At 72.4% G+C, this 26,463-nt stretch carries 27 protein-coding genes; 15 read left to right on the top strand and 12 right to left on the bottom strand.

Annotated features, from left to right (window positions below):
• Positions 1–195 precede the first annotated feature (195 nt).
• Positions 196–666: a DUF5994 family protein gene (locus tag AB5J50_RS26395; protein WP_369260760.1), complete on the top strand. Its 471-nt coding sequence runs from the start codon at positions 196–198 to the stop codon at positions 664–666.
• Between the two features lie 15 nt (positions 667–681).
• A complete protein-coding gene (locus AB5J50_RS26390) occupies positions 682–852 on the top strand; it encodes a hypothetical protein (protein WP_369260759.1) in 171 nt (56 codons plus the stop codon).
• 40 nt (positions 853–892) lie between these two features.
• Here AB5J50_RS26390 and AB5J50_RS26385 read toward each other — a convergent pair whose 3' ends face one another.
• From AB5J50_RS26385 to AB5J50_RS26370, 4 genes are all read right to left on the bottom strand, one after another.
• Complete coding sequence (locus AB5J50_RS26385; protein ID WP_369260758.1) at positions 893–1,300, bottom strand: DUF5994 family protein; 408 nt, start codon at positions 1,298–1,300, stop codon at positions 893–895.
• 61 nt (positions 1,301–1,361) lie between these two features.
• On the bottom strand, positions 1,362–2,387 hold the full coding sequence (locus AB5J50_RS26380) for an acyl-CoA desaturase (RefSeq protein WP_369260757.1): 1,026 nt from the start codon (positions 2,385–2,387) through the stop codon (positions 1,362–1,364).
• Positions 2,388–2,479: 92 nt separating this feature from the next.
• The gene (locus AB5J50_RS26375) at positions 2,480–2,746 is read right to left on the bottom strand and encodes a hypothetical protein (RefSeq protein ID WP_369260756.1); all 267 of its coding nucleotides are present in this window, start codon (positions 2,744–2,746) and stop codon (positions 2,480–2,482) included.
• Positions 2,747–3,146: 400 nt separating this feature from the next.
• Entirely contained in the window at positions 3,147–3,617 is a 471-nt protein-coding gene (locus AB5J50_RS26370) for a MarR family winged helix-turn-helix transcriptional regulator (RefSeq protein WP_369260755.1), read from the bottom strand.
• Between the two features lie 218 nt (positions 3,618–3,835).
• Here AB5J50_RS26370 and AB5J50_RS26365 point away from each other — a divergent pair, with 218 nt between their 5' ends.
• Positions 3,836–4,810 carry an alpha/beta hydrolase gene (locus AB5J50_RS26365; RefSeq protein ID WP_369260754.1) on the top strand — a complete coding sequence of 325 codons (975 nt, stop codon included), beginning with the start codon at positions 3,836–3,838 and terminating at the stop codon, positions 4,808–4,810.
• Positions 4,811–4,832: 22 nt separating this feature from the next.
• On the opposite strand, the gene AB5J50_RS26360 is transcribed toward AB5J50_RS26365, so the two are convergent.
• On the bottom strand, positions 4,833–5,462 hold the full coding sequence (locus AB5J50_RS26360; RefSeq protein ID WP_369260753.1) for a PepSY domain-containing protein: 630 nt from the start codon (positions 5,460–5,462) through the stop codon (positions 4,833–4,835).
• Positions 5,463–5,597: 135 nt separating this feature from the next.
• Between AB5J50_RS26360 and AB5J50_RS26355 the strand changes: the two genes are divergently transcribed.
• The 3 genes from AB5J50_RS26355 to AB5J50_RS26345 all read left to right on the top strand — a co-directional run bounded on the left by AB5J50_RS26355 (position 5,598) and on the right by AB5J50_RS26345 (position 8,538).
• Positions 5,598–6,275, top strand: a complete 678-nt coding sequence (locus AB5J50_RS26355) for a response regulator transcription factor (RefSeq protein ID WP_369260752.1) — start codon at positions 5,598–5,600, stop codon at positions 6,273–6,275.
• Positions 6,276–6,444: 169 nt separating this feature from the next.
• Positions 6,445–7,824, top strand: a complete 1,380-nt coding sequence (locus tag AB5J50_RS26350) for an ATP-binding protein (RefSeq protein WP_369260751.1) — start codon at positions 6,445–6,447, stop codon at positions 7,822–7,824.
• 198 nt (positions 7,825–8,022) lie between these two features.
• Positions 8,023–8,538, top strand: coding sequence for a GtrA family protein (locus AB5J50_RS26345; protein ID WP_369260750.1), 516 nt, complete (start codon positions 8,023–8,025; stop codon positions 8,536–8,538).
• Between the two features lie 47 nt (positions 8,539–8,585).
• Here AB5J50_RS26345 and AB5J50_RS26340 read toward each other — a convergent pair whose 3' ends face one another.
• A complete protein-coding gene (locus AB5J50_RS26340; protein ID WP_369260749.1) occupies positions 8,586–9,341 on the bottom strand; it encodes a flavodoxin family protein in 756 nt (251 codons plus the stop codon).
• 254 nt (positions 9,342–9,595) lie between these two features.
• Between AB5J50_RS26340 and AB5J50_RS26335 the strand changes: the two genes are divergently transcribed.
• Positions 9,596–10,591, top strand: a complete 996-nt coding sequence (locus AB5J50_RS26335; RefSeq protein WP_369260748.1) for an NAD-dependent epimerase/dehydratase family protein — start codon at positions 9,596–9,598, stop codon at positions 10,589–10,591.
• Between the two features lie 236 nt (positions 10,592–10,827).
• On the opposite strand, the gene AB5J50_RS26330 is transcribed toward AB5J50_RS26335, so the two are convergent.
• Both AB5J50_RS26330 and AB5J50_RS26325 read right to left on the bottom strand, forming a co-directional pair.
• The gene (locus AB5J50_RS26330; RefSeq protein WP_369260747.1) at positions 10,828–11,940 is read right to left on the bottom strand and encodes a sensor histidine kinase; all 1,113 of its coding nucleotides are present in this window, start codon (positions 11,938–11,940) and stop codon (positions 10,828–10,830) included.
• On the bottom strand, positions 11,937–12,869 hold the full coding sequence (locus tag AB5J50_RS26325) for a response regulator transcription factor (RefSeq protein WP_369260746.1): 933 nt from the start codon (positions 12,867–12,869) through the stop codon (positions 11,937–11,939). The genes AB5J50_RS26330 and AB5J50_RS26325 overlap by 4 nt, the downstream gene beginning before the upstream one ends.
• 103 nt (positions 12,870–12,972) lie before the next feature.
• Here AB5J50_RS26325 and AB5J50_RS26320 point away from each other — a divergent pair, with 103 nt between their 5' ends.
• The 3 genes from AB5J50_RS26320 to AB5J50_RS26310 all read left to right on the top strand — a co-directional run bounded on the left by AB5J50_RS26320 (position 12,973) and on the right by AB5J50_RS26310 (position 15,406).
• On the top strand, positions 12,973–13,743 hold the full coding sequence (locus AB5J50_RS26320; protein WP_369260745.1) for a glycosyltransferase family 2 protein: 771 nt from the start codon (positions 12,973–12,975) through the stop codon (positions 13,741–13,743).
• The gene (locus AB5J50_RS26315) at positions 13,740–14,360 is read left to right on the top strand and encodes a DUF2064 domain-containing protein (protein WP_369260744.1); all 621 of its coding nucleotides are present in this window, start codon (positions 13,740–13,742) and stop codon (positions 14,358–14,360) included. The genes AB5J50_RS26320 and AB5J50_RS26315 overlap by 4 nt, the downstream gene beginning before the upstream one ends.
• Before the next feature lie 233 nt (positions 14,361–14,593).
• Positions 14,594–15,406, top strand: coding sequence for a class I SAM-dependent methyltransferase (locus tag AB5J50_RS26310; RefSeq protein WP_369260743.1), 813 nt, complete (start codon positions 14,594–14,596; stop codon positions 15,404–15,406).
• Between the two features lie 331 nt (positions 15,407–15,737).
• Here AB5J50_RS26310 and AB5J50_RS26305 read toward each other — a convergent pair whose 3' ends face one another.
• Positions 15,738–16,979 (bottom strand): molybdopterin-dependent oxidoreductase, encoded by a 1,242-nt coding sequence (locus tag AB5J50_RS26305; RefSeq protein ID WP_327430237.1) that lies wholly within the window; start codon positions 16,977–16,979, stop codon positions 15,738–15,740.
• Positions 16,980–17,092: 113 nt separating this feature from the next.
• On the opposite strand from AB5J50_RS26305, the gene AB5J50_RS26300 reads away from it, so the two are divergent.
• From AB5J50_RS26300 to AB5J50_RS26290, 3 genes are all read left to right on the top strand, one after another.
• Positions 17,093–18,448 (top strand): hypothetical protein, encoded by a 1,356-nt coding sequence (locus AB5J50_RS26300; protein WP_369260742.1) that lies wholly within the window; start codon positions 17,093–17,095, stop codon positions 18,446–18,448.
• A gap of 199 nt (positions 18,449–18,647) precedes the next feature.
• Positions 18,648–20,588, top strand: coding sequence for a YncE family protein (locus AB5J50_RS26295; RefSeq protein ID WP_369260741.1), 1,941 nt, complete (start codon positions 18,648–18,650; stop codon positions 20,586–20,588).
• Between the two features lie 222 nt (positions 20,589–20,810).
• A complete protein-coding gene (locus AB5J50_RS26290; RefSeq protein WP_369260740.1) occupies positions 20,811–21,470 on the top strand; it encodes a hypothetical protein in 660 nt (219 codons plus the stop codon).
• Positions 21,471–21,521: 51 nt separating this feature from the next.
• Here AB5J50_RS26290 and AB5J50_RS26285 read toward each other — a convergent pair whose 3' ends face one another.
• Positions 21,522–21,929 (bottom strand): DUF5994 family protein, encoded by a 408-nt coding sequence (locus tag AB5J50_RS26285; protein ID WP_369260739.1) that lies wholly within the window; start codon positions 21,927–21,929, stop codon positions 21,522–21,524.
• A gap of 185 nt (positions 21,930–22,114) precedes the next feature.
• Between AB5J50_RS26285 and AB5J50_RS26280 the strand changes: the two genes are divergently transcribed.
• Positions 22,115–23,077 (top strand): helix-turn-helix transcriptional regulator, encoded by a 963-nt coding sequence (locus AB5J50_RS26280; RefSeq protein ID WP_369260738.1) that lies wholly within the window; start codon positions 22,115–22,117, stop codon positions 23,075–23,077.
• On the opposite strand, the gene AB5J50_RS26275 is transcribed toward AB5J50_RS26280, so the two are convergent.
• Together AB5J50_RS26275 and AB5J50_RS26270 are read right to left on the bottom strand one after the other, a co-directional pair.
• Positions 23,052–23,507, bottom strand: a complete 456-nt coding sequence (locus AB5J50_RS26275; RefSeq protein WP_369260737.1) for a (2Fe-2S)-binding protein — start codon at positions 23,505–23,507, stop codon at positions 23,052–23,054. The genes AB5J50_RS26280 and AB5J50_RS26275 overlap by 26 nt on opposite strands.
• 29 nt (positions 23,508–23,536) lie before the next feature.
• Positions 23,537–25,624: a molybdopterin cofactor-binding domain-containing protein gene (locus AB5J50_RS26270; protein ID WP_369265517.1), complete on the bottom strand. Its 2,088-nt coding sequence runs from the start codon at positions 25,622–25,624 to the stop codon at positions 23,537–23,539.
• A gap of 194 nt (positions 25,625–25,818) precedes the next feature.
• On the opposite strand from AB5J50_RS26270, the gene AB5J50_RS26265 reads away from it, so the two are divergent.
• The gene (locus tag AB5J50_RS26265) at positions 25,819–26,451 is read left to right on the top strand and encodes a hypothetical protein (protein ID WP_369260736.1); all 633 of its coding nucleotides are present in this window, start codon (positions 25,819–25,821) and stop codon (positions 26,449–26,451) included.
• Positions 26,452–26,463: the final 12 nt, after the last annotated feature.

The raw sequence follows: 26,463 nt of genomic DNA, 5'->3' as shown, positions 1-26,463 counted from the left end.
CGAACGGACCGTGGCGCCGGCGACTGCCCCCACCCTTCGAATCGGTGCCTCGCCGGGGTCCGTTCGGCAGGGCGGGAGAGTAGCGTGGAGCCATCGAGGGTATTTCGCACACCGGCAGCCATGCCGGTGTCGTTCTCGGCGAGTGACGACACCGGGCCGCAGCCGGCGGGCGTGGCCGGGAGACAGGTTCGCGCGATGTCCGCGACCACCGACCCCCCACTGCGGATCGTGCCCTTCAGGGCTCCGACCGCTCGCCTCGCGCTGAAGCCCGCGAGTACGCCCCGCGGGCTTCTGGACGGCGCCTGGTGGCCCCGCTCCCGGGACCTGGCACACGAACTCTCCGCTCTGGCCGATGTACTGGATCCCCTGTGGGGACGGATCACCCGGATCGCCGTCAACCCTCAGCACTGGCCGGCCATACCGCCCAGGCCGGCGGTCAACGGACATGTGGTGAAGGTCGGTTGGTTCGCGCGGGAGATGGACCCGAACGAGATCCTGCTGCTGTCCTACACCGCCGGGCGCTGGGACCTGCTGGTGATACCGCCGGAGACCGGCGCCCCGGCGGCCGCCCGGCTGATGGCCGTCGCGAGCGGGAGTTCCGGCCCTCGGGCGACCGCGAGCGCGCTCCTGGAAGCGGAACAAGCCCTCGTGCTCGCGGGAGTGTGAGCCATGGTCACCGGCATGGCCTTCAGTGCTCTGCTGATCCTGGCCGTCGCGGCAGCCCGAGTGATCCACCGGCTCGACGCGCGGCACGCGGAGCGCATCACTCTCTCCTTGCACGGAAGCCCGTCGAACGAGTCGCACCGCAGCCTGTCGAGCGAGCGGAAGCACCCCGGGCCGGCCCGAATGTGACGGGAGACAGAGCCCAGGGCCTCCGTACATCGGCACCCGGTCAGGTGTCGCCTCCCGCCGCGGCGGCCATGAGCGGCTCGGCGGTGCTCCGCGGGGTGCCGGGCGGTACGACCAGCAGGTCCCGCCTGCCCCGGCTGCCCCGGCTGGGGGCGAGCAGGCAGACCGTGTGCGGGGCGGACGCGGCGGTGGACCTGCTCAGGCGCACGACCTGGTTGAAGACGAGCATCCGGCCGGGTGTCGCGGCCCACGTCGCCCCGTTGACCGTGACGCTGCTGATGTGACCCCAGGCCCTCGGCAGTCCGGCGAGCAGCCGCGGGAGTTCCGCGAGCAGGTCGTACGAGTGGGGCCACCACGCACCGTCGATATGGTGCGGCTGGCCGCCACGGGGTGCTAGACGCAGGCGGAGGAGGGGATGCGAGGGGAGCGAGGGCTGCAGTGCGGTGGTCAAGAGGTCTCCTGTGGACTGCCGTACGGAGAGTGAGAGGGAAGGCGAAGGGGCCGGCCCGGGCTCAGGCGCGGCGGGCGGCGACCCGGTCCGGCGTCGGCCAGCGCACGTCGGACACCCAGCCGAGGCGTTCGAGGAGACGGATGACGGCGGCGGAGGGGTCGAGCTGACCGCGGTCTACGCCGTGCCGCGCGCTGGTGGGGTCGGCGTGGTGGAGGTTGTGCCAGCTCTCGCCGAAGGAGAGCAGAGCCAGCGGCCACAGGTTGGTGGCACGGTCGTACCGCCGGGTGTGGAAGGGGCGCTCCCCGATCATGTGGCACAGCGAGTTCACGCTCCACGTCACATGGTGGAGCAGCGCGATGCGCACAACTCCCGCCCACAGCAGGGCGGTCAGGGCACGCTGCCACGTACCGCCGATGGCCCAGCCCGCCGCGAACGGCAGCACGAGCGTGAGGGCGCACAGTGCCGGGAAGGCGCGGGAGACGGCACGGATGTCGCGGTCGGCGAGCAGGTCGGGGGCGTAACGCTCGGCGGACGTGGGGTCGTTGCGGAACAGCCAGCCGACGTGCGCGTGCAGCAGCCCGTGCAACTGGCCGCGCAGGTGCGTGCCGTAGCGGTACGGGGAGTGCGGGTCGCCGGGCCGGTCGGTGAAGGCATGATGGCGGCGGTGGGTGGCGACCCAGCCGATGACGTCGCCCTGGAAGCTCATCGACCCGGCCACCGCCAGTGCGACGCGTACGGGACGGATCGCGCGGTAGCCGCCGTGGGTGAGCCCGCGGTGGAAGCCGACGGTGACGCCGAGGCCGGTGACCGTGTAGAGGACGAGGGCGAGCAGGATGTCGGCGGGGTGGATGAGACTCCCCCACAGCAGCCAGCCGGCCAGGCCGAGCGCCAGGAAGGGGGCGACGACGATCACCGCCGTCACGGTCACGTAGAGCCGCTCGCCGCTGCCGCGCGGGGCCGCCGGTTCATCGGCGGGGAACGGCCCCACTCCGTCGTACTCCCGGGACGGCTGGGCAGCGCTCGGCGGCACGACCACTGAAGGGCGTTCGGCCTCGGACGTGGTGGAACTGGGCGTCATGGACGACATGAGGGGGACTCCTTGACCTCGGTGCGGATGGCGCGGCCGGGGTCACGGGCTGCCCCTGTACGGATGACGGGTGGCGTACTGCGGAGGGACGGTCAGACGGCCTCACGCGGATGCGTACGGTCGGTGGGCCGTCTGCTGGTCTCGATCCAGGGCCTGCGGAGCGGGGGCGCGGAGTACGAGGGATCCAGGGTCAGGTGCAGGCGCGTGCCCGCGCCCTCGGGGCCCGCCGGATAGCTGCGGCCCTCGTCACAGGCGAAGAACCGGCGGAGCACATCGGCGACCTGTCGTGCCACTTCCGGGGACGTGGAGACGATGCGGACCTCGGCACGCCCGGACAGCGGAGGGGCTTCGGCGGTCATAAGGCGGAACCTGCCTCCGAGCGCGCAGCACCCGGTGTCGTGGAGCCGCAAGGCCGAGACCGGTCTGAACGCCGGCATACGAAAGGTCCTCGCTCCCTTCACCGTACTCCTATGGGTCCAAGAGCGGCCGGTCCCCGCCGCGCGGCGCCACCGAGGTCGGCGAACTGCGACTCGGTCCCGCCGAGCGGCGCAACCTCCTCGCCGCTCTGCTGTTCAGGCCCAACCACCCGGTGCCGGTGGACCAGTTGACGGCCTGTGGGACCGTGAGCCGCCGGTGCGGAGGCCGAGATGTTCGGGTCGAACTGGTCGCTCAGGGCACGGCGTACATCCTGCGGATGCCCGAAACCCTGCTGGACGCCCACCGCTTCGAAGAACTGGGGGCGCCCCCTGGCGGGCGAGGTCAGCTCTCCGTGACGTTCGCGGTGAGGAGGCGGAGCAGTTGCTTGGCCATGGCGTCCTGCTCGGGAGTCAGGCCCATTGCGTCACCGATGGCGAGGGGGACGGTGCGTGCCTTCTCCCGGAGCTGGGCGCCGGCTTCGGTGAGGCGCAGGGCGACGGAACGCTCGTCCTCCGCGCGCCGTTCGCGACGGAGCAGTCCGCCCGCCTCCAGGCGCTTCAGGAGCGGGGAGAGGGTGCTGGACTCCAGCTGGAGGGCGTTGCCCAGATCGCGCACGGAGATCGAGTCCTGTTCCCACAGCACGAGCATCACCAGGTACTGCGGATAGGTCAGCCCCAGCGCGTCCAGCAGGGGCCGGTAGCGGGCGGTGACCGCCCGCGAGGCCGCGTAGAGCGCGAAGCAGAGCTGGTCGTCCAGGAGCTGGGAACCCTCCCGGGTACGGACCTCGGTCGGTTCCGCTCCGGCTGCGGTCACGGTGGGTCTCCCTGCATCCGCTTCTGAGTCCTGCTTCCCTGCCTGCTCCGTGTCCTGCACGGCGATCTCCACCTTAGCCTTCGAAGTCCCCTCGATTCTATCGATCCCTAATTAGTAGTGCACGACTTAATCGTGCGCTACTGTCATCGTGTACCGCCGCTCCACGGCGAACACCGCCGCCGGAGCCTGCCCGCGGTGCCCGATCCGAGGAGATCGCCATGACCGACGCCGACGCCACCTCCGCCCGTCCCGTCCTGGAACCCGCCGCCGCGGCCTTCGCCGAGGCGACCGCGAACCCGCCGTACCTCTTCGATCTTGGCCCGGCGGAAGGCCGCAAGACCGTCGACGAGGTCCAGTCGGGGGACATCGCCAAGCCGGCCGTCGACGAGGAGTGGGTGACCGTACCGGGCGGCCCCACCGGTGAGGTCCGGGCGCGTATCGTCCGCCCCGCCGGAGCGACCGGCGTCCTCCCGGTGATCGTCTACATCCACGGCGCGGGCTGGGTCTTCGGCAACGCCCACACCCACGACCGCCTCGTGCGCGAACTCGCCGTCGGCACCGGCGCCGCAGTCGTCTTCCCCGAGTACGACCTCTCGCCCGAGGCCCGCTACCCGGTCGCCGTCGAGCAGAACCACACCGTCGCCCGCTGGATCGTCACCGACGGCGCCGGGCACGGGCTCGACGCCACCCGCATCGCCGTGGCCGGTGACTCGGTGGGCGGCAACATGGCCGCGGCCCTGACCCTGCTGGCCAAGGAGCGCGGCGACGTCCCCCTCGTCCAGCAGGTCCTCTTCTACCCGGTCACCGACGCCGCCTTCGACACCGGCTCCTACCACCAGTTCGCCGAGGGGTACTTCCTGCGCCGGGACGCCATGCAGTGGTTCTGGGACCAGTACACGACCGACGAGGCCGATCGCGCCCGGATCACGGCGTCTCCGCTGCGCGCCACCACCGAGCAGCTCACCGGTCTGCCGCCGGCCCTGGTCATCACCGCCGAGGCCGACGTCCTGCGCGACGAGGGAGAGGCGTACGCCAACAAGCTCCGCGAGGCCGGCGTGCCGGTCACCGCGGTCCGCTACCAGGGCATCATCCACGACTTCGTGATGCTCAACGCCCTGCGCGAGACCCATGCCGCCGAGGCCGCGATCACCCAGGCCGTCACTGCCCTGCGGACGGCCTTCGGCGCCGAGTAACGCCGGCCCGCACTCCTCGGCGTCAGGCGGTCGGGGTGGTGGACACGACGGTGTTGCCGGTCACCGCGCCGGTCGCACCGTCGAGGGTCACCAGGTGCCGGACGCCGTCGGTGCCCAGCACCTCGACCTCCCAGGCGCTTCCGCCGCCCTGCTGCGCCACCACACGCAGGGCGTCCGGCTTGCCACCGGGGACCGCCTTGCCGGCCGCCTCGATCGCCTTGGCCGCCGACACCGCCGGCAGGGGCGCGGGCGCGAGACTGCCCTGACCGCTCTGGCTGTTCTGGCTGTTCTGGCTGCTCTCGTCGTTGCTGTCGCTGTTCTGGCTGTTCTTGTTGTTCCGGTTCGCCTTGAACTCGTCGTTCTTGCCCGCGTCCCCGCCTCGGCCCTCGCCGCGGCCGCGGTGCTCGCCGTTGCCGCGGCCCTTCTGGTCGCGGTCCGCCGCGACGTGGCCACGGTCGTTCTTGTCGCCGTGGTCGTGGTCGGCGATCGCGACGGCGCCGGCCGCGGCTCCGCCCAGCAGGACGACCGCGACGCCGAGCGCCACCTTGCGGCTTCGCCTCAGTTGCGGCAGGCGCGGGAGGCGCTCGCGGAACGGCTTGGCCGACTTGGCCGACTTGGACTCGGGCTGCTCCGGCGGGACGGGCTGGGACATGCTCGGGCTCCTGATCGCGAGGCCGGCCCGGTGCCGGCGGCTGCGGTCAGCTTGGAGTGTCGTTGCTGAAGCCAGGCTGAAGGCAGCTGAAGCTGTCTTCAGGGAGCCGCCGGGCGGCGTGCGACGCTGTACGGCGTGCGTGTACTGGTGGTCGAGGACGAGAAGCGGCTGGCCGCCGCCCTGCAGCGGGGGCTGACGGCCGAGGGCTTCTCCGTCGATGTCGCCCACGACGGGAACCAGGGGCTGTGGCTCGCCCTGGAGCACAACTACGACGTGATCGTGCTCGACATCATGCTGCCCGGCCTCAACGGCTACCGGGTCTGCGCCAGGCTGCGCGCGGCCGGCAGCGAGACGCCGATCCTGATGCTCACCGCCAAGGACGGCGAGTACGACGAGGCCGAGGCGCTGGACACCGGTGCCGACGACTTCCTGTCCAAGCCGTTCTCGTACGTCGTCCTGGTCGCCCGGCTCCGGGCACTCCACCGCCGTACCGGCCACCGGCTTCCTCCGACACTCGAACTGGGCGATCTCGTGATCGACCCGGCCCGCCGTACGTGCACCCGCGGTGGCAGCGAAGTACGCCTCACCACACGGGAGTTCGCCATCCTGGAGTATCTCGCCCGGCGCGCCGGCGAGGTGGTGGCGAAGCGCGAGATCCTCCAGCACGTCTGGGACTCCGCCTTCGAGGCGGACCTCAATCTCGTCGAGGTCCACGTCAGCGCCGTACGCCGCAAGATCGACACCCTGTTCGGCCGCTCGGCCCTGGAGACCGTCCGAGGCGCCGGATACCGGCTGGCGGCCGACGGTGGCTAGGCGATACCGAGGCCTGGGCCAAGAGCGAGACCGAGGCCTAGACGGAGACGGAGACCGAGGCCGAGACCGGTACCGGTTCCTCCCGCGGCCCGGCTTCCTCCTGCGGCCCGGCTTCCTTCCGCGCCCCGGCGAGATCCTGGCCGCGATCCGGAGCCCCCGCACCACCTCCGTGCGACTCGCGCGACGCCTGTGGCCGGGGTCGGTCCGGGCCCGGGCGACGCTCGGCGCGACCACGGTCGTCGCCGTCGCGCTGGCCGCGGCCTCCTTCGCGCTGCTCGGCATTCTGCACTCCAACCTCCAGCGCAGCGCCAACGACGCCGCCACCCAGCAGGCGGACACCGTGGGACGGCTGGCCACTCAGGGCAAGCTCCCGGACCTGCTGCCCCTCGCCCACGGCGCCGACTTCATCCAGGTCGTCGACGCCGACGGGCGTGTCGTGGCCGCCAGCCAGAACCTCAGCGGGCGCCCGCCCGTCGGCCACGTCCGCCCGCACCGCGGCGAGCTGCGCGCCACCTGGTCCGGCGAACCGTTCCACGACGAGCACCGCCAGCGGATCGTCGCCGTCACCGCGCAGACCCCCACCGGCAAGGTCACCGTGTACGCGGGTACCTCGCTGCGGGACGCGGACCAGGCGGACGAGATCACCGCGGTCGCGCTGGGCATCGGCACACCGCTGCTGCTGGCCACGGTCGCGCTGGTCACCTGGTGGGTGACGGGCCGGGCGCTGCGTCCGGTGGAGGCCATCCGGTCCGAGGTCGCCGAGATCACCGGGCACGCACTGCACCGCCGGGTCCCGGTCCCGGAGGCCCAGGACGAGGTCGCCCGCCTCGCCCGCACCATGAACGCCACCCTGGACCGCCTGGAGGACGCGGTCGTCCGCCAGCGCCGGTTCATCGCCGACGCCTCGCACGAACTGCGCAGCCCGATCACCGTCCTGCGTACGCAGCTGGAGGTCGCCCTCGCCCACCCGGACCCGGCACTGTGGCCGGACCTGGTCAGCGAGGTACTGGAGGACACCGTGCGGCTCCAGGACCTCGCCGCCGACCTGCTGCTTCTGGCCCGCCTCGACGCGGCCGAGCCTGTGGAAAGCGGTCCGCTGGAGCTGGCCGACCTCTGCCGTACGACCGTCGCCGCACGCCACGGCGACCGGGTCCCGGTCGGCTTGAGGCTGGAGCCCGGCATCACGGTCGAGGGCAACCGGGGCCGGCTCACCCGACTCCTCACCAACCTGCTCGACAACGCCCAACGGCACGCGGACGAGCACATCGAGCTGGCGCTGCACACCGACGCGGCCACCGGCACAGCCGTACTGGAGGTGACCGACGACGGCCCCGGCATCCCCGACGCCGACCGCGACCGCGTCTTCGAACGCTTCACCCGCCTCGACGACGCCCGCAGCCGCGACCTCGGCGGAGCGGGCCTCGGCCTGGCCATCGCCCGCGACATCGCGACCCACCACCACGGCACCCTCACCGCCGAGCCCCACCCGCGGGGCGCCCGCATCGTCGCCCGCTTCCCGCTCGCGCCTCCGGGGGCTGAAATGCCGTAAGGCGGCTGGGCGAAGCTCCAGGTCAGCAAGCTGTGCCCCGCGCTGCGTGATCTTCGTGGACAGGCCGCCACAGCATTAAGCTTGCCTAAGTCAAGCAATCTGTTTATAGTTGAGTGAGTTAAGCAAATGCGTGTCGCTGCTGCACCCAGCTGATCCCAGACACACCCCCGCCCCCACCCCCGCCCGAGAGGAACCCCCATGAAGCCGCTCGCCTCCTTCGCCCGGTTCGTGCTGTGCGGTGGCGGCGTGGGTGTCCTCTCCAGCGGTGCCGTGGCGCTGCTCGGCGGGCTGATGCCCTGGGTGCTGGCGAACGCGCTGATCACCGTCGCCTCCACCGTCCTGTGCACGGAGCTGCACGCCCGGTTCACCTTCGGGGCCGGACGGCGCGCCGGTCTGCGCCAGCACTGGCAGTCCGCGGGATCCGCCGCGGCCGCCTACGCCGTGACCTCCGTCGCGGTGCTGATCCTGCACCTGGCGCAGTCGTCGCCCGGGATGCTCACGGAGCAGGTCGTCTACCTCGGCGCCTCCGGGCTCGCCGGAATCGGACGTTTCGTGGTGCTGCGCCTGTTCGTCTTCGACGGGGGCCGGAGCGGGAACGCGGTGCCGGCGGTGAGCCCGGTGCTGAGCCCGGCGCGGGTTCAGGGGACGTGGGCCGCCGCCGGGAGGGCGTCGGCGGCCTGGGGGCGGGCGTACGCGGAACCGTCTGCGGCGTGATGCGGGGCCCGCTCCGGCGGGCGGGTGTTCGGTCGGGGCGTACGCCGTCAGCGGTAGTCGGGGTTCGGGGCGTCGAGGCGGCAGCCGGCGTCCCATTCCGAGCGCTGGTTGCCGTGGGGCGGGATGCCCTCGGCGCGCTTCAGCATGGCCGCCATGTGCATGAGGTTCCAGGTCATGAAGGTGGTGTTGCGGTTGGTGAAGTCGTTCTCCGGGCCGCCGGAACCGGGGTCCAGGTACGACGGTCCGGGGCCGGCCGGACCGATCCAGCCGGCGTCCGCCTGGGGCGGGATCGTGTAGCCGAGGTGCTGGAGGCTGTAGAGGACGTTCATCGCGCAGTGTTTGACGCCGTCCTCGTTGCCGGTGATCAGACAGCCGCCGACCCGCCCGTAATAGGCGTACTGGCCTTTGGAGTTGAGCAGACCCGAGCAGCTGTAGAGCCGTTCGACGACCTGCTTGGTGACCGAGCTGTTGTCGCCCAGCCAGATCGGTCCGGCGAGGACCAGGATGTCGGCCGCCATCACCTGCTCGTAGAGGGCAGGCCAGGCGTCCGTGGTGAAGCCGTGCTCCGTCATGTCCGGGTAGACGCCCGGCGCGAGGTCGTGGTCGACGGCGCGTACGACGTCGGTGGCGACCCCCCGTTCGTCCATGATCGCCCGGCTTTTGTCGATCAGCCCCTGGGTGTGGCTCTGCTGGGGCGAGGGCTTGAGCGTGCAGTTGATGTACAGCGCGCGCAGGTCGTCGAAGCGGTACGGGTCGTCGGAGGCGAGCGTGGGGCTGGGAGTGGGAGATGGCTGCGCTGCCATGTTGAGGCTCCCTCAAGGAGGCGGTGGGGGCGGGGATCCGGGTGAGGCGGCCGCATCATATCGGGAATTTCGGATTTGACTGATCCATGGGGATTGATTCCGACTGGCATGGATCAGTGGGATCAATGCGGTCGCATGGTGTGTCCAGTGTTCTCGGGATGCGCACGCGCCGGAACAGGCCGGGTCTTACGGACCCGTGACGTAACGGGCGCGGTGCTGCACGGTGGTGTGGTCGCGGTCCTAGCGTTCGGCGTATGCGAGTACTGGTCACCGGCGGTGCCGGGTTCATCGGGTCCCAGATCGTCCGGGCGCTGACCGCGCGGGGGCACGAGGCGGTCGTGTTCGACCTGCGCGGCGGTCTGGACGTACGGGATGCCGAGGCGGTCGCGGGTGCGCTGCCGGGCGTGGACGCCGTGTGTCATCAGGCGGCGATGGTGGGGCTGGGGACCGGGTTCGGCGACGCGGTCGAGTATGTGTCGCGCAACGACCTCGGTACGGCGGTGCTGCTCTCCGCGATGGCGGACGCGGGGGTGCGGCGGCTGGTGCTCGCCGGGTCGATGGTCGTGTACGGCGAGGGCGCCTACGAGTGTGAACGGCACGGTGCGGTACGGCCCGGGCCCCGGACCGTCGCCGATCTGGACGCGGGGCGGTTCGAGCCCCGGTGTCCGCGGTGCGGTGCGGAGTTGGCCCCTGGGCTGGTGGGCGAGGACGCTCCGGTCGACCCCCGGAACGTGTACGCGACGACCAAACTGGCCCAGGAGCATCTGGCGGCGGCGTGGGCCCGGTCGACGGGGGGTTCGGCGGTGTCGCTGCGCTACCACAACGTGTACGGGCCGGGGATGCCGCGCGACACCCCGTACGCGGGGGTCGCCTCCTTCTTCCGGTCCGCGCTCGCCCGGGGCGAGGCTCCGCGGGTCTTCGAGGACGGGGGGCAGCGACGGGACTTCGTGCACGTACGGGATGTGGCGGCGGCCAATGTCACCGCCCTGGAGGCGGGTTCGCCTGCCGGGGCCCTCACCGCCTACAACACCGGGAGTGGGGAGCCGCACACCGTCGGCGAGATGGCGCGGGCGCTGGCCGCCGCGTACGGGGGGCCCGCGCCTGTCGTGACCGGGGAGTACCGGCTGGGGGACGTGCGCCACATCACTGCCGACTCGTCTCGGTTGCGGGCCGAGTTGGGGTGGAAGGCCGAGGTCGGGTTCGTGGAGGGGATGCGGGAGTTCGCGGCGGCGCGGCTTGGCGACGGGTGAGTTTTTCGCCCCCGCCGCCCCTACCCGTCCCATCCTTCTGGGGCTCCGCCCCAGACCCCGTTCGGTTGAGTGTCGACTGCGGACCGGCGGGGGCCGTTCGCGCAGTTCCCCGCGCCCCTTAAGGGGCGCGGGGAACTGCGCAATCTTTTGGGGGTCTGGGGGCGCAGCCCCCAGGTACGGATGGGACGGGTAGGGGCGGCGGGGGCGAAAGACACCACAGGTCGCGACCAGGGGCGCTACGCCTCCGCCATGGGCAGGGTGACCTCGAAGCGGCAGCCGCCGGGCACGTTGTGGACGGCGGCGTGGCCCTGGTGGGCCTCGACGATGCCGCGGACGATGGCTAGGCCGAGGCCCGCTCCGGCGGGTGGGGTGCGGGCATGGGTGCCGCGCCAGCCGGTGTCGAAGACGCGCGGCAGGTCTTCTTCCGGGATGCCGCCGCAGCCGTCGGTGACGGACAGGACGACGCCCGCGTCCGACCGCTCGGCGGCGACCGCGACCGTGCCGTCGGCCGGTGTCCGGCGGATGGCGTTGACGAGGAGGTTGCCCAGGACGCGGCTCATCTCCTTGCCGTCCACCTCGACCGGCACCTGTTCGACGCGGTCGCCGACCAGCCGTACGCCGTGTTCGCGGGCGAGCGGGTCCGCGCCCGCGAGGGCGTCGCCGACGAGGTCGTAGACGGAGATGCGGGAGGGGGACAGGGCGAGTGCTCCGGCGTGTATGCGGGAGAGCTCGAAGAGGTCGCCGACCATGTCGTTGAGCCGCTCGACCTCGGTGCGGATCTGTCGGAGGTAGCGGTCGGGGTCGGCGGCCACACCGTCCTCCAGCGCTTCCGACATCGCGCGCAGCCCGGCGAGCGGGGTCCGCAGGTCGTGCGAGATCCAGGCGACGAGTTCGCGGCGCGAGGTCTCCAAAGCGCGTTCGCGGTCCCGGGACTCGGCGAGCTTCGCGCTGGTGGCCTGCAACTCCCGGCTCAGCGCGGCGAGTTCGGCGGTGGCCGGACCGTCGGGGGCCGCGAAGTCGCCGCCGTCGCCGAAGGAGCGGGCGGCGAGGGTGAGCGCCCGGCTGCGGGCCACCACCCAACGGCCAAGGAGCAGCGCCGTGGCCAGGGAGACGACGGCCGCCATGGCGACGACGGTCGTGACGACGGTCAGGTCGTGCGAGGACAGGAACATCGCCCACGCCACGGCCAGGGTCCCCGCGAGCATCGCGGTTACGGCCACGGCGGCGACCACGGCGAGCGAGGCGGTCAGCGAGCGCCGCCGGATCAGCCGCAGCACACCCGCGCCGAGCAGCCCCGCCGCGGCGGCGCCGAGGAAGGCGAACAGGGCCATGAGGAGTACGTCGTTCATGGCCGTGACCGGGTCTCTCCGTCGGGGGCGGCATCCGGGGAGCCATCGGAGGCTGCGTCCGGGGAGCCGTCCAGCGATCTGCCCCCTGATCCGTCCAACGATTCGTCCCCTGATCCGTCCAGGGATTCGTCCCGGGCTCCCGCCATGGCATCGAAGCGGTAGCCCACCCCCCACACCGTCTGGATCAGGCGGGGGCGCGCCGGGTCGTCCTCGACCTTGCCCCGCAGTCGGCGTACATGGACCGTGACCGTCGACAGGTCGCCGAAGTCCCAGCCCCACACCTCGCGCATCAGGTCCTCGCGGCCGTACGCCCGGCCGGGATGGCGGAGGAAGAAGGCGAGGAGGTCGAACTCGCGGACGGTGAGGGCGAGTTCCGTACCGTTCTTGGTCGCGCGGCGGGCCGCCGGGTCGACGGTGAGGCCGGCCGTGTGCAGGGGGTGCGCGACCGTGACGGGGCGGGTCCGGCGCAGTACGGACTCCACGCGCAGCACCAGTTCGCGGGGGCTGAACGGCTTGGTGACGTAGTCGTCGGCGCCCACCTCCAGGCCCAGGATCCGGTCGTCCTCGTCTCCGCGCGCGGTGAGCATGATGACCGGCACGGGCCCGTGGCCGCGCAGCCTGCGGCACACCTCAAGGCCGTCCATCCCGGGCAGCATCAGGTCCAGGACCACCAGGTCCGGCCAGTGCGCGGCGGCCCGGGCGAGCGCGGCGGGGCCGTCCGCGGCGCGGTCCACGACGTACCCGGCGCGGTCGAGGTAGCCGGAGACGACCTCGGCGACGGTGGGGTCGTCGTCCACGACGAGGACGCGCGCCGTCTCCCCGTGCCCGCGCGTCGCCTGCCCGTGCCCGCTCGGGGTCGGGGTCGGGGCGGGCCCGGCACCCGGGGATGCGTGAGGTCCGGCACCTGCGGATTCGTACGGCTGCTGCATGCATCCAGCGTCCCACCGGCCTCGGCTCCGTGCCGTGCTCCCGGCGCGACGTCCGTGTTTCGTAAGGACCTGAAGTCCGATATCTCCCTTTCGTGTTCGTAGGGTGAAAGCCGTGACGACCTTCCCCGCACCACCCCCGGAAGTCCCGGAAGTCGACGTGGTCCTCCCCTGTCTGAACGAGGCCGAGGCCCTGCCCTGGGTGCTCGCCCGTATCCCGCCCGGCTGGCGCGCGCTGGTCGTGGACAACGGCTCCACGGACGGCTCGGCGGACGTGGCCCGCGGGCTCGGCGCGACCGTCGTCAGTGAGCCGCGGCGCGGGTTCGGCGCCGCCTGCCACGCCGGGCTGCTGGCCGCCACCGCGGACATCGTGTGCTTCTGCGACTGCGACGCCTCACTGGACCCGTCCCGGCTCGTGCCCTTCGTCCGCGAAGTGCGGGGCGGCCGGGCCGACCTCGTCCTCGGGCGGCGCCGTCCGCAGGGCCGGGGCGCCTGGCCCGCGCACGCCCGGGCCGGCAACCTCGCGCTGGCCCGGATGCTGCGGCGCCGCACCGGCCTGCGCCTGCACGACCTCGGCCCGCTGCGGGCCGCCCGCCGCGAGCCGCTGCTCGGCCTCGGGCTCACCGACCGCCGCAGCGGCTACCCGCTCCAGATGGTCGTCCGCGCCGCCGACGCCGGCTGGCGCGTCACCGAGCACGACGTGCCGTATCTGCCGCGCACCGGCGCCTCCAAGGTCACCGGCACCTGGCGGGGCACCTGGCAGGCGGTCCGGGACATGCGCCGCGTGCTCGCCGAACCGCCCGCCCCCGGCCCCGGCACACTCGCCCCTCCCCATCCGCCGTCCCACACCCCTTCCCAGGGAGGAACCGCCCAGTGACGACTCTCCTCGTCATCGCCAAGGAACCGCTGCCGGGGCGGGTGAAGACCCGGCTCACCCCGCCGTTCACGCCCCGGGAAGCGGCACTGCTCGCCGAGGCGGCGCTCGTGGACACCCTGCGTACGGTGGCGGCGACGCCCGCGCGGCGCCGCGTGCTGGTGCTCGACGGAGCGGTGGGCCCCTGGCTGCCGCCCGGCTTCGACGTCGTACCGCAGTGTGCGGGAGGGCTCGACGAGCGGCTGGCCGATGCCTTCGCGGGCTGCGACGGGCCCGCGCTGCTGATCGGCATGGACACACCTCAGGTGACGCCTCGGCTCCTCACCGTGGACTTCGCCGACTGCGAGGCGTACTTCGGCCCGGCCGAGGACGGCGGCTTCTGGGCGCTGGGGCTCGCCGATCCCGATCCCGCGCTGTTGCGGGGTGTGCCGATGTCGACGCCGGCGACGGGGGCCGTTCAGCGGGAGCGGCTCGTCGCCGCCGGGTTGCGCGTGCGCGATCTTCCCTGCCTCCGGGACGTCGACACTGCCGCCGACGCGGAGGCGGTCGCCGCGATCGCGCCGGCCGGCAGCCGGTTCGCCGCCGAGCTCGCCCGTGTGCGGGCGGTGACCCATCCGTGAGTACGGCACCTGGCGCTCCCCGTAGCGCTGCCGAGCGGGCCCGCGGCGGAGCCGCTGATGGACGCAGCGCCCCCGCCGCCCCTACCCGTCCCATCCCCAGGGGCTCCGCCCCTTCGACCCCGCCAAGGGGCTCCGCCCCCTGGACCCCCGATCGGCCTGAACGGCCTCGTCCTCAAACGCCGGACGGGCTGGTGGGAACTCCGGACAGGCTCGTAGGCGCTCCAGACAGACTGGTGGGCGCTCCGGACAGGCTGGTGGGCGCTCCCGACGGGCTGGTGGGCGCCCCTTGGTCCGCGGATCCCTACTCCGACGCCCTGGTCACCGGCCGGGGCCCGCTCTTCCTCCGGCGGACCGACGGCTGGCTGCTGCCTCTGGAGGTGGAGCGGTGGTGCGCGCGGGCCGATGCGGTGGATCTGGCGGTGCTGGGGCACTGTGAGGGGGCCGTGCTCGATGTGGGGTGTGGGCCGGGGCGGCTTGTCGCCGAGCTGGCGGCCCGGGGGCGGACCGCGCTCGGGATCGATGTCAGTGAAGCCGCCGTCGCGCACACCGTGCGGTTCGGCGGGCAGGCGCTGCGGCGCTCCGTCTTCGAGCCGCTTCCCGGGGAAGGCCGCTGGGGCACCGCCCTCCTTCTCGACGGCAACGTCGGTATCGGCGGCGACCCGGCCGCCCTTCTGCGGCGGATGTCTCAACTCCTCGCGACTGGTGGGCTGTTGATCGCCGAGACTCTCCCGGACATGGACGCCGACATCGACGAACGCGTCAGCGTGCGTATTGTCCGGGCCGCCGATCCCCGCAGCGCCGTCGGGCCGGCCTTCCCGTGGGCCCGCCTCGGCAGCCCGGCCCTGCTGCGGTACGCGGAGCGCGCGGGCTGGCGCCCGGACGGTCAGTGGACGGCCGGCGGGCGCTCCTTCGTCGCCCTGCGCAACCGGAGCGACCGACGCGACCGCAGCAGGAGCAGCACCGCCGAACCACCGAACAGCACCGCCGTGATCAGCAGCCAGCGGGCCAGGAACCCGTCCCCGGAGAGGCCGGTGGCGGACCGGTAGTGGTCCGCCATCTGTCCGCTGATCAGCGGAAACCAGATCAGCAGCAGGAGAGCGGAGAGCGCCGCCGGGACCCGGACGTAGACCGTCCACTCCCGGCGGCCGGCCGCGCCCAGCCCCCGCGTGACGGCCCGGTCCGCTCCCGCGTACAACGGCACCAGCACCAGGTCGTGCAGCACCGCCAGGCCCACGAACCACAGCGCCACCCCGAACCAGTCGTCCGCGAGCAGCCGCACCCCCGCGTACCCGGCGAGTGCGAACGAGCAGGCGAGAAGAAGGATTTGGAACGGACTGCCCAGGGCGGGCTTCCCGAATGGTCGTCGCATCCGTCGCATCACAGGTCTCCGAACGTCATCCGGGCCACCCACTTGGTGTTGAGCACGCCGGGTGCCGCGGGAACGATGATCCGCGCCGGGTAGCCGTGGTCGGGGGTCAGGTCCTCGCCGTTGACGAACAGGGCGAGCAGGGAACGCGGGTCGCGCACCTGGTTGTAGCGCAGGGCGGCCCGGCGGAACGCTCCGTGCCGCTGGAGCGACTCCACCAGCACGTCGGGCGCCGCGCCCTCCTCGTATCCGACGAGCGCCGCCAGGTCCCGCAGCCGCACCCCCCGCCACCACTGGTCGGAGGTCGACCAGCCCTCCACGCAGGCGATGGGCAACGCGGCGCTGTACAACGGGAGTTGCAGCAGATCCGCGCGGCTCAGCCGGACCGTCCGGCCGCTTCCCTCCACCACCAGCCGCCATGCCTCCGCGCTCGTCTCCGTCGCGGTGATCCCGCGCGAGGCGGCCGTCTTGTTGATCTGGAAGCCGCCCGGTCCGCTGCCCGGTTCGGGGCCGCCGTGCGGCGCGAGCACGGCCGTCTCCCGGATCGGCGCGTCGAAGCTGTGGCCCGCCGTCGTGGCGAACAGGAGCAGCGAGCCGCCGCCGACGAAGCCGAGGGCACCGCGCCGCGAGACGGTGGGCGGGGCGGGGTCCGGTGAAATCAACTCCCGTTCCCCGTCGGTCAGATCCTCGTCCCTCAGATGGCGCAGATTGCGTACGGCCATCGGCACGCGCAGCACCGCGTGCGCCACGAACGCGGCGATGAACACCCAGGCGCCGTAGAAGTGCAGCGGATAGAAGGAGCCGGGGAAGATGTAGTCGAGCTGGACGTTCAGTACGCCCGTGACGAACTCGAACAGCGCGCCGCCGACCAGCAGGAGCAGCGAGATCCGCTCCAGCGCGTGGGCGAGCGACCGGGCGGGCGGCAGCGTGAACAGCTTCGGCACGACCGACCACAGCTTGGCCAGCAGTACGGGGATCAGGGTGATGCCGAGCGTGACGTGGATGCCCTGCGTGAGGCGGTACAGCCAGGGCGGGTCGGTCGGCCAGGAGAAGAGGTAGAAGCCGAGCAGGCCCTTGTCCGGGGTCATGTCGTTCACCGGCGACAGGTTCGGGTTGTAGGCGGCGTACGACACGAGGCCCGTCAGGAACAGCACCGTGATCCCGCCGAGCAGCACGATGCCGAGCACGGAGGTGAACCAGGGGCCGCGCAACGGGCTGCGCCAGAACGCGGGGGAGGAAGGAGACCGTGGCATGACCCGACCGTAGGACGGGGACACCCCCCGAACGGGTCCGTGAACCATGACGAAACCCTGACGTCCACACCGCCGGCGGCTGCGACGGGCGTTCCGCGGCCTAGCGTGCCGGTGTGAACCGCGATCTTCTCCGCGATCTGGCCGCCGTGCTGGCCGCCGCCCTGCTCGTCACGGCCGCCGTCCTGGCCGGCACCGCGATCGAGCACCGCGACGGCACGCTGCACGTCGGCTGGCCGCCGCTGTACGCCCACTGGGATCCGCATACCGGTCCCGGCACCCCGGCCGCGCTCGTGGTGGCCGTCGCCGTCGTCGCGTACGGGCCGCTCCTCGCCGCCCGGCTGCCGTGGCGCGCGCTGCTGTCCGCCGTCTGGGCAACCGCCATGGCGTGGACGTTCTCGCTCGCGCTGGTGGACGGCTGGCAGCGCGGGATCGCCCGGCGGCTGACGACCGAGTACGAGTATCTCCAGGTCATCGAGCCCGTGAACCGCTTCCACGACATCCCCGCCGCCCTGCGGGACTTCACCCACCACATCCTGATCCACTCCCCCGACCACTGGCCCGCGCACGTCGCCGGACATCCGCCCGCCGCCACCCTCACCTTCGTCCTCCTCGACCGGATCGGGCTGGGCGGCGGAGCATGGGCGGGCGTCTGGTGCATCACCGTCGGGGCGACGGCGGCGGTCGCCGTCCTCGTCACCGTACGGACGCTGTCCGGTGAGGCTCTCGCCCGCCGCGCCGCCCCCTTCCTCGTCCTCGCCCCGGCCGCCGTATGGATGGGCACCTCCGCGGACGGCTACTTCGCCGCGGTCGCCGCCTGGGCCGTCGCGTTCCTCGCCCTCGCGGTCACGGGACACCGGCCCCGGGCGGCCGGCCTCGCCTCGGGGCTGCTCTTCGGCCTCACCGCGTATCTCTCGTACGGGCTGACACTGTTCGCGGTGGTCGCCGCGGCCGCTGTGCTGCTCGGCTCGCGGCGGCTGCGCCCGCTTCCGTACGTCCTCGCCGGACTCGCCGTCGTACCGCTGGTGTTCACGCTGCTCGGCTTCGACTGGTGGGAGGCGTACCGGCTGCTGGTCACCCGCTACTACGAAGGGGCGGGCGGTGTCCGGCCGTACGGCTACTGGGTGTGGGCCAACCTCGCCTGTACGGCCTTGATCGTGGGCCCGGCGACGGTGGCGGGCCTGCGCCGGGCGGGAGCGGCCCCCGTCCGCACAGGCGTCCGCGGTGGCCTCCGTACCCCCGGTACCCTCGCGGCCGAACCCCGCCTGTCGCTGCTGGTGTTCGCCGCCCTGCTCGCCCTCCTCGCCGCCGATCTCTCCGGCATGAGCAAGGCGGAGACGGAGCGGATCTGGCTGCCGTTCGCGATGTGGCTGCTTTCGGCGTGCGCGTTCCTGCCCCGGCCGCGCGTGTGGCTCGCCGCGCAGGCCATCCTCGCGTTGACCCTCAATCACCTGCTGTTCACCGGCTGGTGACCCCGCTCGCCCCCCTTGGGAAGCCCATGGGAGACCCATGGGAAACACCTTTCACACCTGTCACAGGCATGCCATAGGCTTCCCACGGCAGCCGCGCCCCGCGCGTCACCGCATCTCCCTTTCCGCGGTCACGTCCGGGCGTTGCGCGGCGCTCTCAACTCCCGGTATTCACCGGTCTCCTTGTGGGGGTAGCAACACCTTGCGTACGCGCAGCATCTCGACCGCGACGGCGCTCGCGGTCCTCTTCAGCTCGGCGGTACTGAGCGTCGTCGCGGCCGGATCCGCCTCCGCCGACTCCGCCACCGTCCTCGCACCCGGCGGCATCGTCGCGGACGGCGCCCTCAAGCGGGTGTTCGTGGGCGACGCCGAGGCCGGGAAGATCCTGGCCACCGACTACGACGGCACCCTGGTCGACTCGGTGAGCGGCATCACCGCGGTGACCGATCTGGCGCTGTCCGACGACGGCACCACCCTGTACGCGGCCGCGTCGGGCAGCCACGAGATCGTGGCCCTCGACGCCACCACCCTCGACGTCCTGGCCCGCTACACCGTCGCCACCACCTACGGCCCGCGCCATGTCGCCTTCGCCGGCGGCAAGGTGTGGTTCAGCTACGGCGACCAGTGGGACGGCAACCTGGGGTCGGTCGATCCGGCGGTGCAACCGGCGGGCTCGGACAGCGCGGTGCAACTCGGCCAGTTCTCCAACCGGGTCTGGGGCCAGGCGCTCCTGGACACCGACCCGTCCTCGCCCGGCCTGCTGGCCGTCGGCGAGACCGGTCTGTCCACGGACTCGATGGCCGTCCTCGACGTCTCCGGCGGCACACCGCAGCTGGACGCCTGGTACAACGGCGACTACTCGCTGAACAGCGGCATCAGCGACATCGACCTCGTGCCGGGCGCCTCGCAGGTGCTGGTCAACGGCAAGGAGCGGGCCGCCTACGCGGACGGGAAGTTCACCGCCCACGGCGCCTACCCCGACGGGCAGCGTGCCGACATCGCCGCGAACGGGCTGGTCGCCCAGTCCAACGGCAACACGGTGGCGGTCTACCAGCCGAACACGACGCTGCCGGTCCGCACCTACGACACCGGCGCGACCACCGCCCCGACCACCCTGCGGTGGGCCCCGGACAACTCCCGGCTCTTCGCGCTCGTGGCGACGACCGGCGGCTACACCCTCAAGGCGCTCAGCGACCCGACGCTGAACAACCCGACCCTGACGGTGAACGCCCCGTCCACCGCCACCCGCGCCCAGCAGCTCACCGTCACCGGGAACCTGTCGGCGACGGTCGCGCTGCCCAGCGGCACCTCGCTGAACGTCACCCGCACCGACCTGGAGAGCCCGAACGGCAAGGCGCTGGCCCCCGTCACGGTCAAGGCGGACGGCTCGTACAGCTTCACCGACACCCCGCCGGCCGGCGGCACGGTCACGTACAAGGTCTCCTACGCGGGCGACGCCGAGCACACCGCGGTCAGCGCCTCCGACAAGGTCGCGGTCTCCCGTACGACGCCGACGCTGACCCTGAACAACAACGGCAAGGTCTACAACTACAGCGCCGACGTCTCCTTCACCGCGCACCTCGGCTCGACGTACAAGAACCGCACGGTCGAGCTGTGGGCGAACCCCTACGGCGCCGACAAGCCCAACACACTCCTGAAGTCGGGCACGGTCGACTCCAGCGGCAACATCTCCGTGACGGTGGACATGACGCGGGACACCGACGTCACCGCCGTCTTCAAGGGAGACGCCCGCTACGCGCCCAAGACGGTGAAGTCCACGGGGTACGCCAGGGTCAAGATCTCGACCGCCGTCTCCAAGCACTACAAGACGGCGCTGATCGGCTCGACGAACTACTACTGGTTCCACAAGAGCACCGCCCCGCTGCTCACCACCACGATGACCTACTACAAGGGCCGCAAGCAGCGCTTCGACCTCCAGGTCTACTCGGGCGGCAGCTGGCACTCCGACGACCCGCAGTACTTCGCGCTCGGCACCGACGGGAAGTCGGCCGTGTCCCTGGACGCGCCCGGGCAGTCCGGCATCAAGGCGCGCATCCGGTCGACGTACGTCAACAGCGCGTCCGGCGACACCGTGAACACGACGACGTACGGGCCCTGGAAGTACCTGTACTTCTCCAGCTGACCCCTCCCCGGCCGAAAGGCGCCCGCAAGTCCCTGATCCCTGACAGCCGAATGCCGCCCCTGCCGGGGCGGCATTCGGCTGTCGGACCAAAGGTGCTGGTCAGCGAGGTACGGCGAGGTGTGGGGGGAGGCCGTGGGGCGGCGACCGGGCCGGTGATCGGTTGCGGCGGGGTGCGGTGGTTCGCACGGTGGGCCTCAAGAGCATTTCTCGAAAGGACTGACCATGCGTCCCCCCACATCCCCCACACCCGCCACATCCCACATATCCCCCGACTCCCGCAGATCCCGCGGACTCCTCGTACCGGCCGCTGTCTGCGCCGCGCTGGTCTTCGGCCCGGTCGGCACGGCCGCCGCCGTCACCGACGTACCCGGGACGGCTTCGGCCGGCACCACCGCGGCATGGTCCTCCGTCGGCCCGGACGCCGTCCTGGACCAGCTCGACGTCCTCGACGAAGCGAACCAGGACGACGACCTCGCTCCTCTCCTGGACGTGCTGTCCGCCATCGCCAAGCACGAGGAGGCGGGCACGCTCGACCCGGCCGCCGCCGGATACGCGCGGTCCCTGGAGACGGCGAACGCCTCCCTCCAGCAGCGGCTGAAGGACCGGGCCGGCTCCACCACGGACCGGGCCGCGGTGCCGGCCGCCGACCCGATCGCGGATCTGGTGGCCCAGCTCCAGTCGACGGTCGGCGGACTGGTCCAGGCCCTGACAGGTGTCCTGTCGGGCGCCGTGGGCACGGTGACGGGCCTGCTGTCGCCGGTGCTCGGCGTGGTCACGGGGCTGCTCGGCACCGGCCTGCCGGCGCTCCCGGACCTCCCCGCCGCGGGAAGCCCGGCCACCACAGCGGGATCGCCGACCACCGTGGTGCTGCCGGCAGGATGACCCGCCCGGCCTGACAGTGGCCGCGGCACGGGCCGTGCGGGCGGTCGGCACCTACGGGTGTGGCCAGCGGCTGCCGGCCGCCGCGGCCGCCATCAAGGGCACGGCGTCGGCCGCGGCCACCTCCGGGGGCACGACCAGCAGGTCCCATCGGCCGTGGCCCGGGCTGACCAGACAGATGGTGTGGCGGTCGCGGGACCCTGATTCCCTGCGCAGTCGTACGACGTGGTTGGCGACCAGCATCCGCCCCGGCGACGCCGACCACATCGCCGTGTGCACGGTGACACCGGTGATCTGCCCCCAGCCGCTGGGCAACGCGCCTATGAGCGAAGGGAGTTCGGCGAGCAGATCGCGTGTTCGGGGCCACCATGCCCCGGCGATGCGCCGCGGCAAGACGCTGTGCGGCGCCAGCCGCACACGGGCCACGGGCGGAAAGGGCGGGATCTGACGGACGGCGGCCATGAAGGCGCTCCTGTCTGGGACCACGGCCCCGGTTCCTCCTCACCGTACTCCGCACGGCGGGCAAGCGGAGTTCTGCGAACTCGCCGCTCGTACCGGCGACTTGGCGCTCACCGAGCGCCGGGGTTCCCCGCACGCTCCGCCCAGTACCCAAGGAGTCGTGTCCGGGGGTGTGACAGGGCCCCCCCATGTTGCTGTCCCGCAGGTCACAGGGCTGCCACACTGGTCGCACGGCACGTGAGCAGCGCGGCGGTGGCGGTGGCACCGAGCTGGGGCGGTTTCTGCGCGCACGCCGGTCCCGGGTGGCGCCCGCCGACGTCGGTCTTCCGGAGGGCGTCGGGCTGCGCCGCACGCCGGGGCTGCGCCGCGAGGAGCCGGCCACGCTCGCCGGGGTCAGCATCGACTACTGCACACGCCTGGAACGCGGCAAGGAGACCCACCCCAGCCCGTCCGTCGTCGACGCCCTCGCCGCCGCCCTGCTGCTGGAGGACGGCGAGCGCGATCATCTGCGGGACCTCGCCGCCTGCGCCGCGCGCGGTACGCCCGGGGCGCCGTCCGCCCCCAGCCGCTCCGTGCATTCCGGCGTCGAGCTGCTGCTGGAGGGCATGCGGCCCTACCCCGCACACGTGGTCAGCCGCACCCTGGAGCTGGTCGCCACCAACCCCGGCGGGCTGCATCTGATGGCCGGCCTGGCGGACTGGCCGGTGCGGCAGCGCAACATCGTGCGGTACGTCTTCCTGCACCCCGCGGCCCGCGAGCTGTTCGACGACTGGGAGAACCAGATCCGCGGCTGCGTCGCCCGGCTGCGCACCCTGGCCGGCACCGATCCGGACGACCCCGACCTCACCCACCTCGTCGACGAACTCCTGCTCAAGAGCCCGGACTTCGCCCGCCTGTGGGAGCGCTACGACGTCCAGGGTCACTCCCACGGCCACAAGACCTTCCACCACCCCGCGGTGGGCGACCTCACCCTCGGCTACCAGAGCATGCAGCTGGACGGCACGTCCGGCCACCGCCTGGTCGCGTACTACGCCGAACCCGGCACCCCCGAGTACGCCGCGCTGGTCCTCCTCGACAAGGCCGAGGACCCGCACGCCTCGCCGAGCGGTGCCGGACAGCCGCCCGTCAGTCCTGGGCGGCGGCCTTCTTGATCGCCTCGCGGATCCGGGTGTAGGTGCCGCAGCGGCAGACGTTCTCGATGCGGTCGATGTCGGCGTCCGTCGGGCTGGACGTCTTCTTGAGGAGGGCCGCCGCGGCCATGATCTGCCCGGGCTGGCAGAAGCCGCACTGGGAGACGTCGCAGTCCAGCCAGGCCTGCTGGACCGGGTGGAGTGTGTCGCCGTCGGCCAGGCCCTCGATGGTGGTGACCTTGCGGCCCGCGCAGTCCGCGACCGGCACGACGCAGGGCTGGATCTCCGCGCCGTCGAGATGGCTGGTGCAGGCACGGCAGACGCCGACACCGCAGCCGTACTTGGGTCCCGTGACGTCGAGCAGGTCGCGCAGGACCCACAGCAGCGGCATGTCGGCCGGTGCTTCGACGGTGACCGGCTTCCCGTTGACGACGAAGGAGTAGGAGGGCATCGGCAGTCCAGGTCCGTCTCAGAAGAGGATCAGAAGTTGAGGGGGAAGCGGCGGGGGCGGGTGCCCGTCGCGCGGGCGTAGGCGTTGGCGACGGCGCCCGCCGCGGCCGGGACGCCGAGTTCGCCCGCCCCGCCGGGGTCCCGCCGCGACGGCAGGATGTGCGCCTCGAAGTGCAGCGGGGCGTGCCGCTGGCGGGCCCAGTGGAAGTCGGCGAAGCTGCCCTCGCGGACGGCGCCCCGGTCGATGTGGAGGCCGGCCTGGAGCACGGTGGAGATGCCGTCGACGGCGGTGCCCATCAGCTGGGCCTCCAGGCCTCGCGGGTTGACGGCCGTTCCGACGTCGGCCGCCATCACCACCTTGGTCACCCGGGGGTTCTTCGGGTCGGAGGCGTCGATCTCGGCCAGAGCGGCCACACAGGAGCCGTACTCCTCGTGGACGGCCACGCCCTGGGCGTGGCCGGCCGGCATGGTCCGGCCCCAGTTCCCGGCGGTCGCGACCTTGTCGAGTACGGCCTTGACGGTCTTGCTCATCAGGGTCGTACGGCGGAACGCGACCGGGTCCTTGCCCAGGCTCCGCGCGATCTCGTCGACGACGATCTCCTGCGCGGTCCGCGTCGTCCCGGAGTCCACCGAACGCCAGGCGCCCAACGGCATCGCCAGCTCCACGCCGCCCGAGTCCCCGGAGACGCGCCCGAAGTTGTACAGGCCGCTGTCGCTGGGGAGCGGTCCGCCCGTCACGCCGCCCTGAGCGGTGGCGCCGGTGGCACCGGAGTCGTCGTAGGCCTCGTTCACCGAAGCCGTCATGTGGGTGAAGGCCACCACCCTGCCGCCGGCGTGGCTGGCCCGGATCCGGTGGTGGCTGGCCGGGCGCATCCTGCCGTGCCGGATGTCGTCGTTGCGGCTCCACATCAGCTTGACCGGCCGGTGGGCGGCCTTGGAGATCTGGGCCGCCTCGATCGCCGCTTCGTAGTTGAGCCGCCGTCCGAACGAGCCGCCGCCGCGCATGACATGGACCCGGACCTTCGACGCGTCGAGCCCGACCTCCGAGGCGATGCTGTCGCGCGCGTCCATCGGCGTCTGGGAGGAGAACCAGATCTCGGCGCGGTCGGCGCGTACGTCGGCCACCGCGGTCAGCACCTCCATCGGGGCGTGGCTGACGAAGGCGAACTCGAACTCGCCCGTCACCTGTGTCGTACCGAGCAGCGGGGTCCCGAGGGGCGGGACGGCGGCCCGCAGCCGGGACCGGATGGCGGTGTCCGACAGTGCGGCGAGCGGGCCGGGGGCCCAGGTGATGTGCAGGGCGTCCCTGGCCTTGAAGGCGTGGTGGAAGGTTTCCGCCACCACGGCGACACCGCCGGCGATCCTGACGACCGCGTGGACGCCCGGCAGGGCACGGGCCGCCCGGTCGTCGACGGTGACGGCCTTCCCGCCGAGTGTCGGTGGCCGCGCCACCACGGTCGGCTTCGCCCCGGCCGCCGACACGTCCCCGGCGTACTTCGCCCGGCCCGTGACGATGTCCCGTGCGTCGATGCGGGTCGTCGGCTGCCCGATCACCCGGTGCTTGGAGGCCGGCTTGGGCTTGGCGGGAATGGCCGGGTGGCGGATCCGGGCGGCGGCCTCGGTCAGCGACCCGAAGGTGGCCGTACGCCCGTCGGGGGCCACCACCATCGTGTCCCGGGTGCGCAGCAGGCGGGGCGGGAGATGCCACCGTCGGGCGGCCGCCGTGACCAGCTTGGCGCGCGCGGTGGCGGCCAGCTCGCGGGCGGGCCCGTACAGCGAACTGACCGAGTTCGAGCCGCCGGTGTACTGGTTGCCCTTGGTCCGGGCCTCGGCGAGCGGGATGTCGATGTCGGCGAGCCGGGCGTCCAGCTCCTCGGCGATCATCATGGCGACGGCGGTCGTGATGCCCTGGCCGACCTCGACGCGGGGCAGCCGTACGACCACCTTGTTGGCCGCGGTGACCTCCAGGACCAGCATCTCCTCGTCGGCGCCGGTCACCAGGACGTCGGACGGTGTGGGGACGCCCGCCGCGGTGGGCTCGACGCCCTCCGCCGACGATCCGTCGCAGCCGAGCGGCGCCGCGACGGTCAGGGTGGACGCCGCCAGCGTGTAGACCATGAACCTGCGGCGGGACAGCGGAGGGGCCAACGGACAGTCCTCTCGGTGCGTCGTGCGTCGTACCCGGGTTCGTTCGACTGATGGGTAAGAGGGGCAGGACTTCTTCTGGGTTGCCTACCTGGCGGCATGAACGCTTGTGCCCCCTTCCGCGTCCCAGTACCGATGTACCGATCGGCCCAACGGGGAGGGACACCATGCGCGGACGAAGCAAGGCATCCACGGGCGCCACCATCGCGGGCGCCGTCGCGCTCTTCCTACTACAGGGGTGCGGCAGCGAGAGCGACAGCCAGGACGTCGCGGACGTCCACACGCGCTCCAGCAGGCCCGCACACCCGGCCAAGCCCAAGGCCCCGACCGTGTGCGTCGGGAAGCAGCCGGTGGGCAGCCTGCCGGGGCCGAAGCACGGGGAGACGGACGGCACCCCGCTGTGGCGGGTGATGGCATACGTGGAGAAGACGGCGGACAAGCACTACCGGACCGTCTACACCGGCCTGTCGGTCGACCAGGACCACCAGGCCACGGACGTGTACCGCATCCCCTCCGACGCGTTCGACGCGGACATCTGCGGCGCCGCCGAGAAGGGCGTGACCATGCGGCTGCACGACACCGACATCAACGAGAAGGACCTCACCGCCCTGTCCGACCGGATCAGCGCGGACATGAACCGCTGGGACGGCACGTTCGAGCTGCGCGAAGTCGGCCCGGACGTCCGGGGGTTCGTGTTCGTGGGCGTCGACGACCCCGCGAAGGCCAGGCCCGTCATCGCCAAGGCCTTCGGCAAGAAGCACATCAGGGTGCGGCACGTGGCGCCGGCGTCGGCCCGCTGACGGCCTCGGCGA

The sequence above is a fragment of the Streptomyces sp. R35 genome, assembly GCF_041053035.1.
Classification (GTDB): Bacteria; Actinomycetota; Actinomycetes; order Streptomycetales; family Streptomycetaceae; genus Streptomyces; species Streptomyces lutosisoli.
This window is presented reverse-complemented; position numbering and strand designations above follow the sequence as displayed.

Excerpts from the sequence above, each read along its gene's own strand:
- AB5J50_RS26395 (WP_369260760.1), top strand. The coding sequence starts at position 196 with ATGTCCGCGACCACCGACCCCCCACTGCGGATCGTGCCCTTCAGGGCT.
- AB5J50_RS26390 (WP_369260759.1), top strand. The coding sequence starts at position 682 with ATGGCCTTCAGTGCTCTGCTGATCCTGGCCGTCGCGGCAGCCCGAGTG.
- AB5J50_RS26380 (WP_369260757.1), bottom strand. The coding sequence starts at position 2,387 with ATGTCGTCCATGACGCCCAGTTCCACCACGTCCGAGGCCGAACGCCCT.
- AB5J50_RS26375 (WP_369260756.1), bottom strand. The coding sequence starts at position 2,746 with ATGACCGCCGAAGCCCCTCCGCTGTCCGGGCGTGCCGAGGTCCGCATC.
- AB5J50_RS26365 (WP_369260754.1), top strand. The coding sequence starts at position 3,836 with ATGACCGACGCCGACGCCACCTCCGCCCGTCCCGTCCTGGAACCCGCC.
- AB5J50_RS26360 (WP_369260753.1), bottom strand. The coding sequence starts at position 5,462 with ATGTCCCAGCCCGTCCCGCCGGAGCAGCCCGAGTCCAAGTCGGCCAAG.
- AB5J50_RS26345 (WP_369260750.1), top strand. The coding sequence starts at position 8,023 with ATGAAGCCGCTCGCCTCCTTCGCCCGGTTCGTGCTGTGCGGTGGCGGC.
- AB5J50_RS26340 (WP_369260749.1), bottom strand. The coding sequence starts at position 9,341 with ATGGCAGCGCAGCCATCTCCCACTCCCAGCCCCACGCTCGCCTCCGAC.
- AB5J50_RS26335 (WP_369260748.1), top strand. The coding sequence starts at position 9,596 with ATGCGAGTACTGGTCACCGGCGGTGCCGGGTTCATCGGGTCCCAGATC.
- AB5J50_RS26330 (WP_369260747.1), bottom strand. The coding sequence starts at position 11,940 with ATGAACGACGTACTCCTCATGGCCCTGTTCGCCTTCCTCGGCGCCGCC.
- AB5J50_RS26325 (WP_369260746.1), bottom strand. The coding sequence starts at position 12,869 with ATGCAGCAGCCGTACGAATCCGCAGGTGCCGGACCTCACGCATCCCCG.
- AB5J50_RS26305 (WP_327430237.1), bottom strand. The coding sequence starts at position 16,979 with ATGCCACGGTCTCCTTCCTCCCCCGCGTTCTGGCGCAGCCCGTTGCGC.
- AB5J50_RS26290 (WP_369260740.1), top strand. The coding sequence starts at position 20,811 with ATGCGTCCCCCCACATCCCCCACACCCGCCACATCCCACATATCCCCC.
- AB5J50_RS26285 (WP_369260739.1), bottom strand. The coding sequence starts at position 21,929 with ATGGCCGCCGTCCGTCAGATCCCGCCCTTTCCGCCCGTGGCCCGTGTG.
- AB5J50_RS26280 (WP_369260738.1), top strand. The coding sequence starts at position 22,115 with ATGTTGCTGTCCCGCAGGTCACAGGGCTGCCACACTGGTCGCACGGCA.
- AB5J50_RS26275 (WP_369260737.1), bottom strand. The coding sequence starts at position 23,507 with ATGCCCTCCTACTCCTTCGTCGTCAACGGGAAGCCGGTCACCGTCGAA.
- AB5J50_RS26270 (WP_369265517.1), bottom strand. The coding sequence starts at position 25,624 with ATGGTCTACACGCTGGCGGCGTCCACCCTGACCGTCGCGGCGCCGCTC.
- AB5J50_RS26265 (WP_369260736.1), top strand. The coding sequence starts at position 25,819 with ATGCGCGGACGAAGCAAGGCATCCACGGGCGCCACCATCGCGGGCGCC.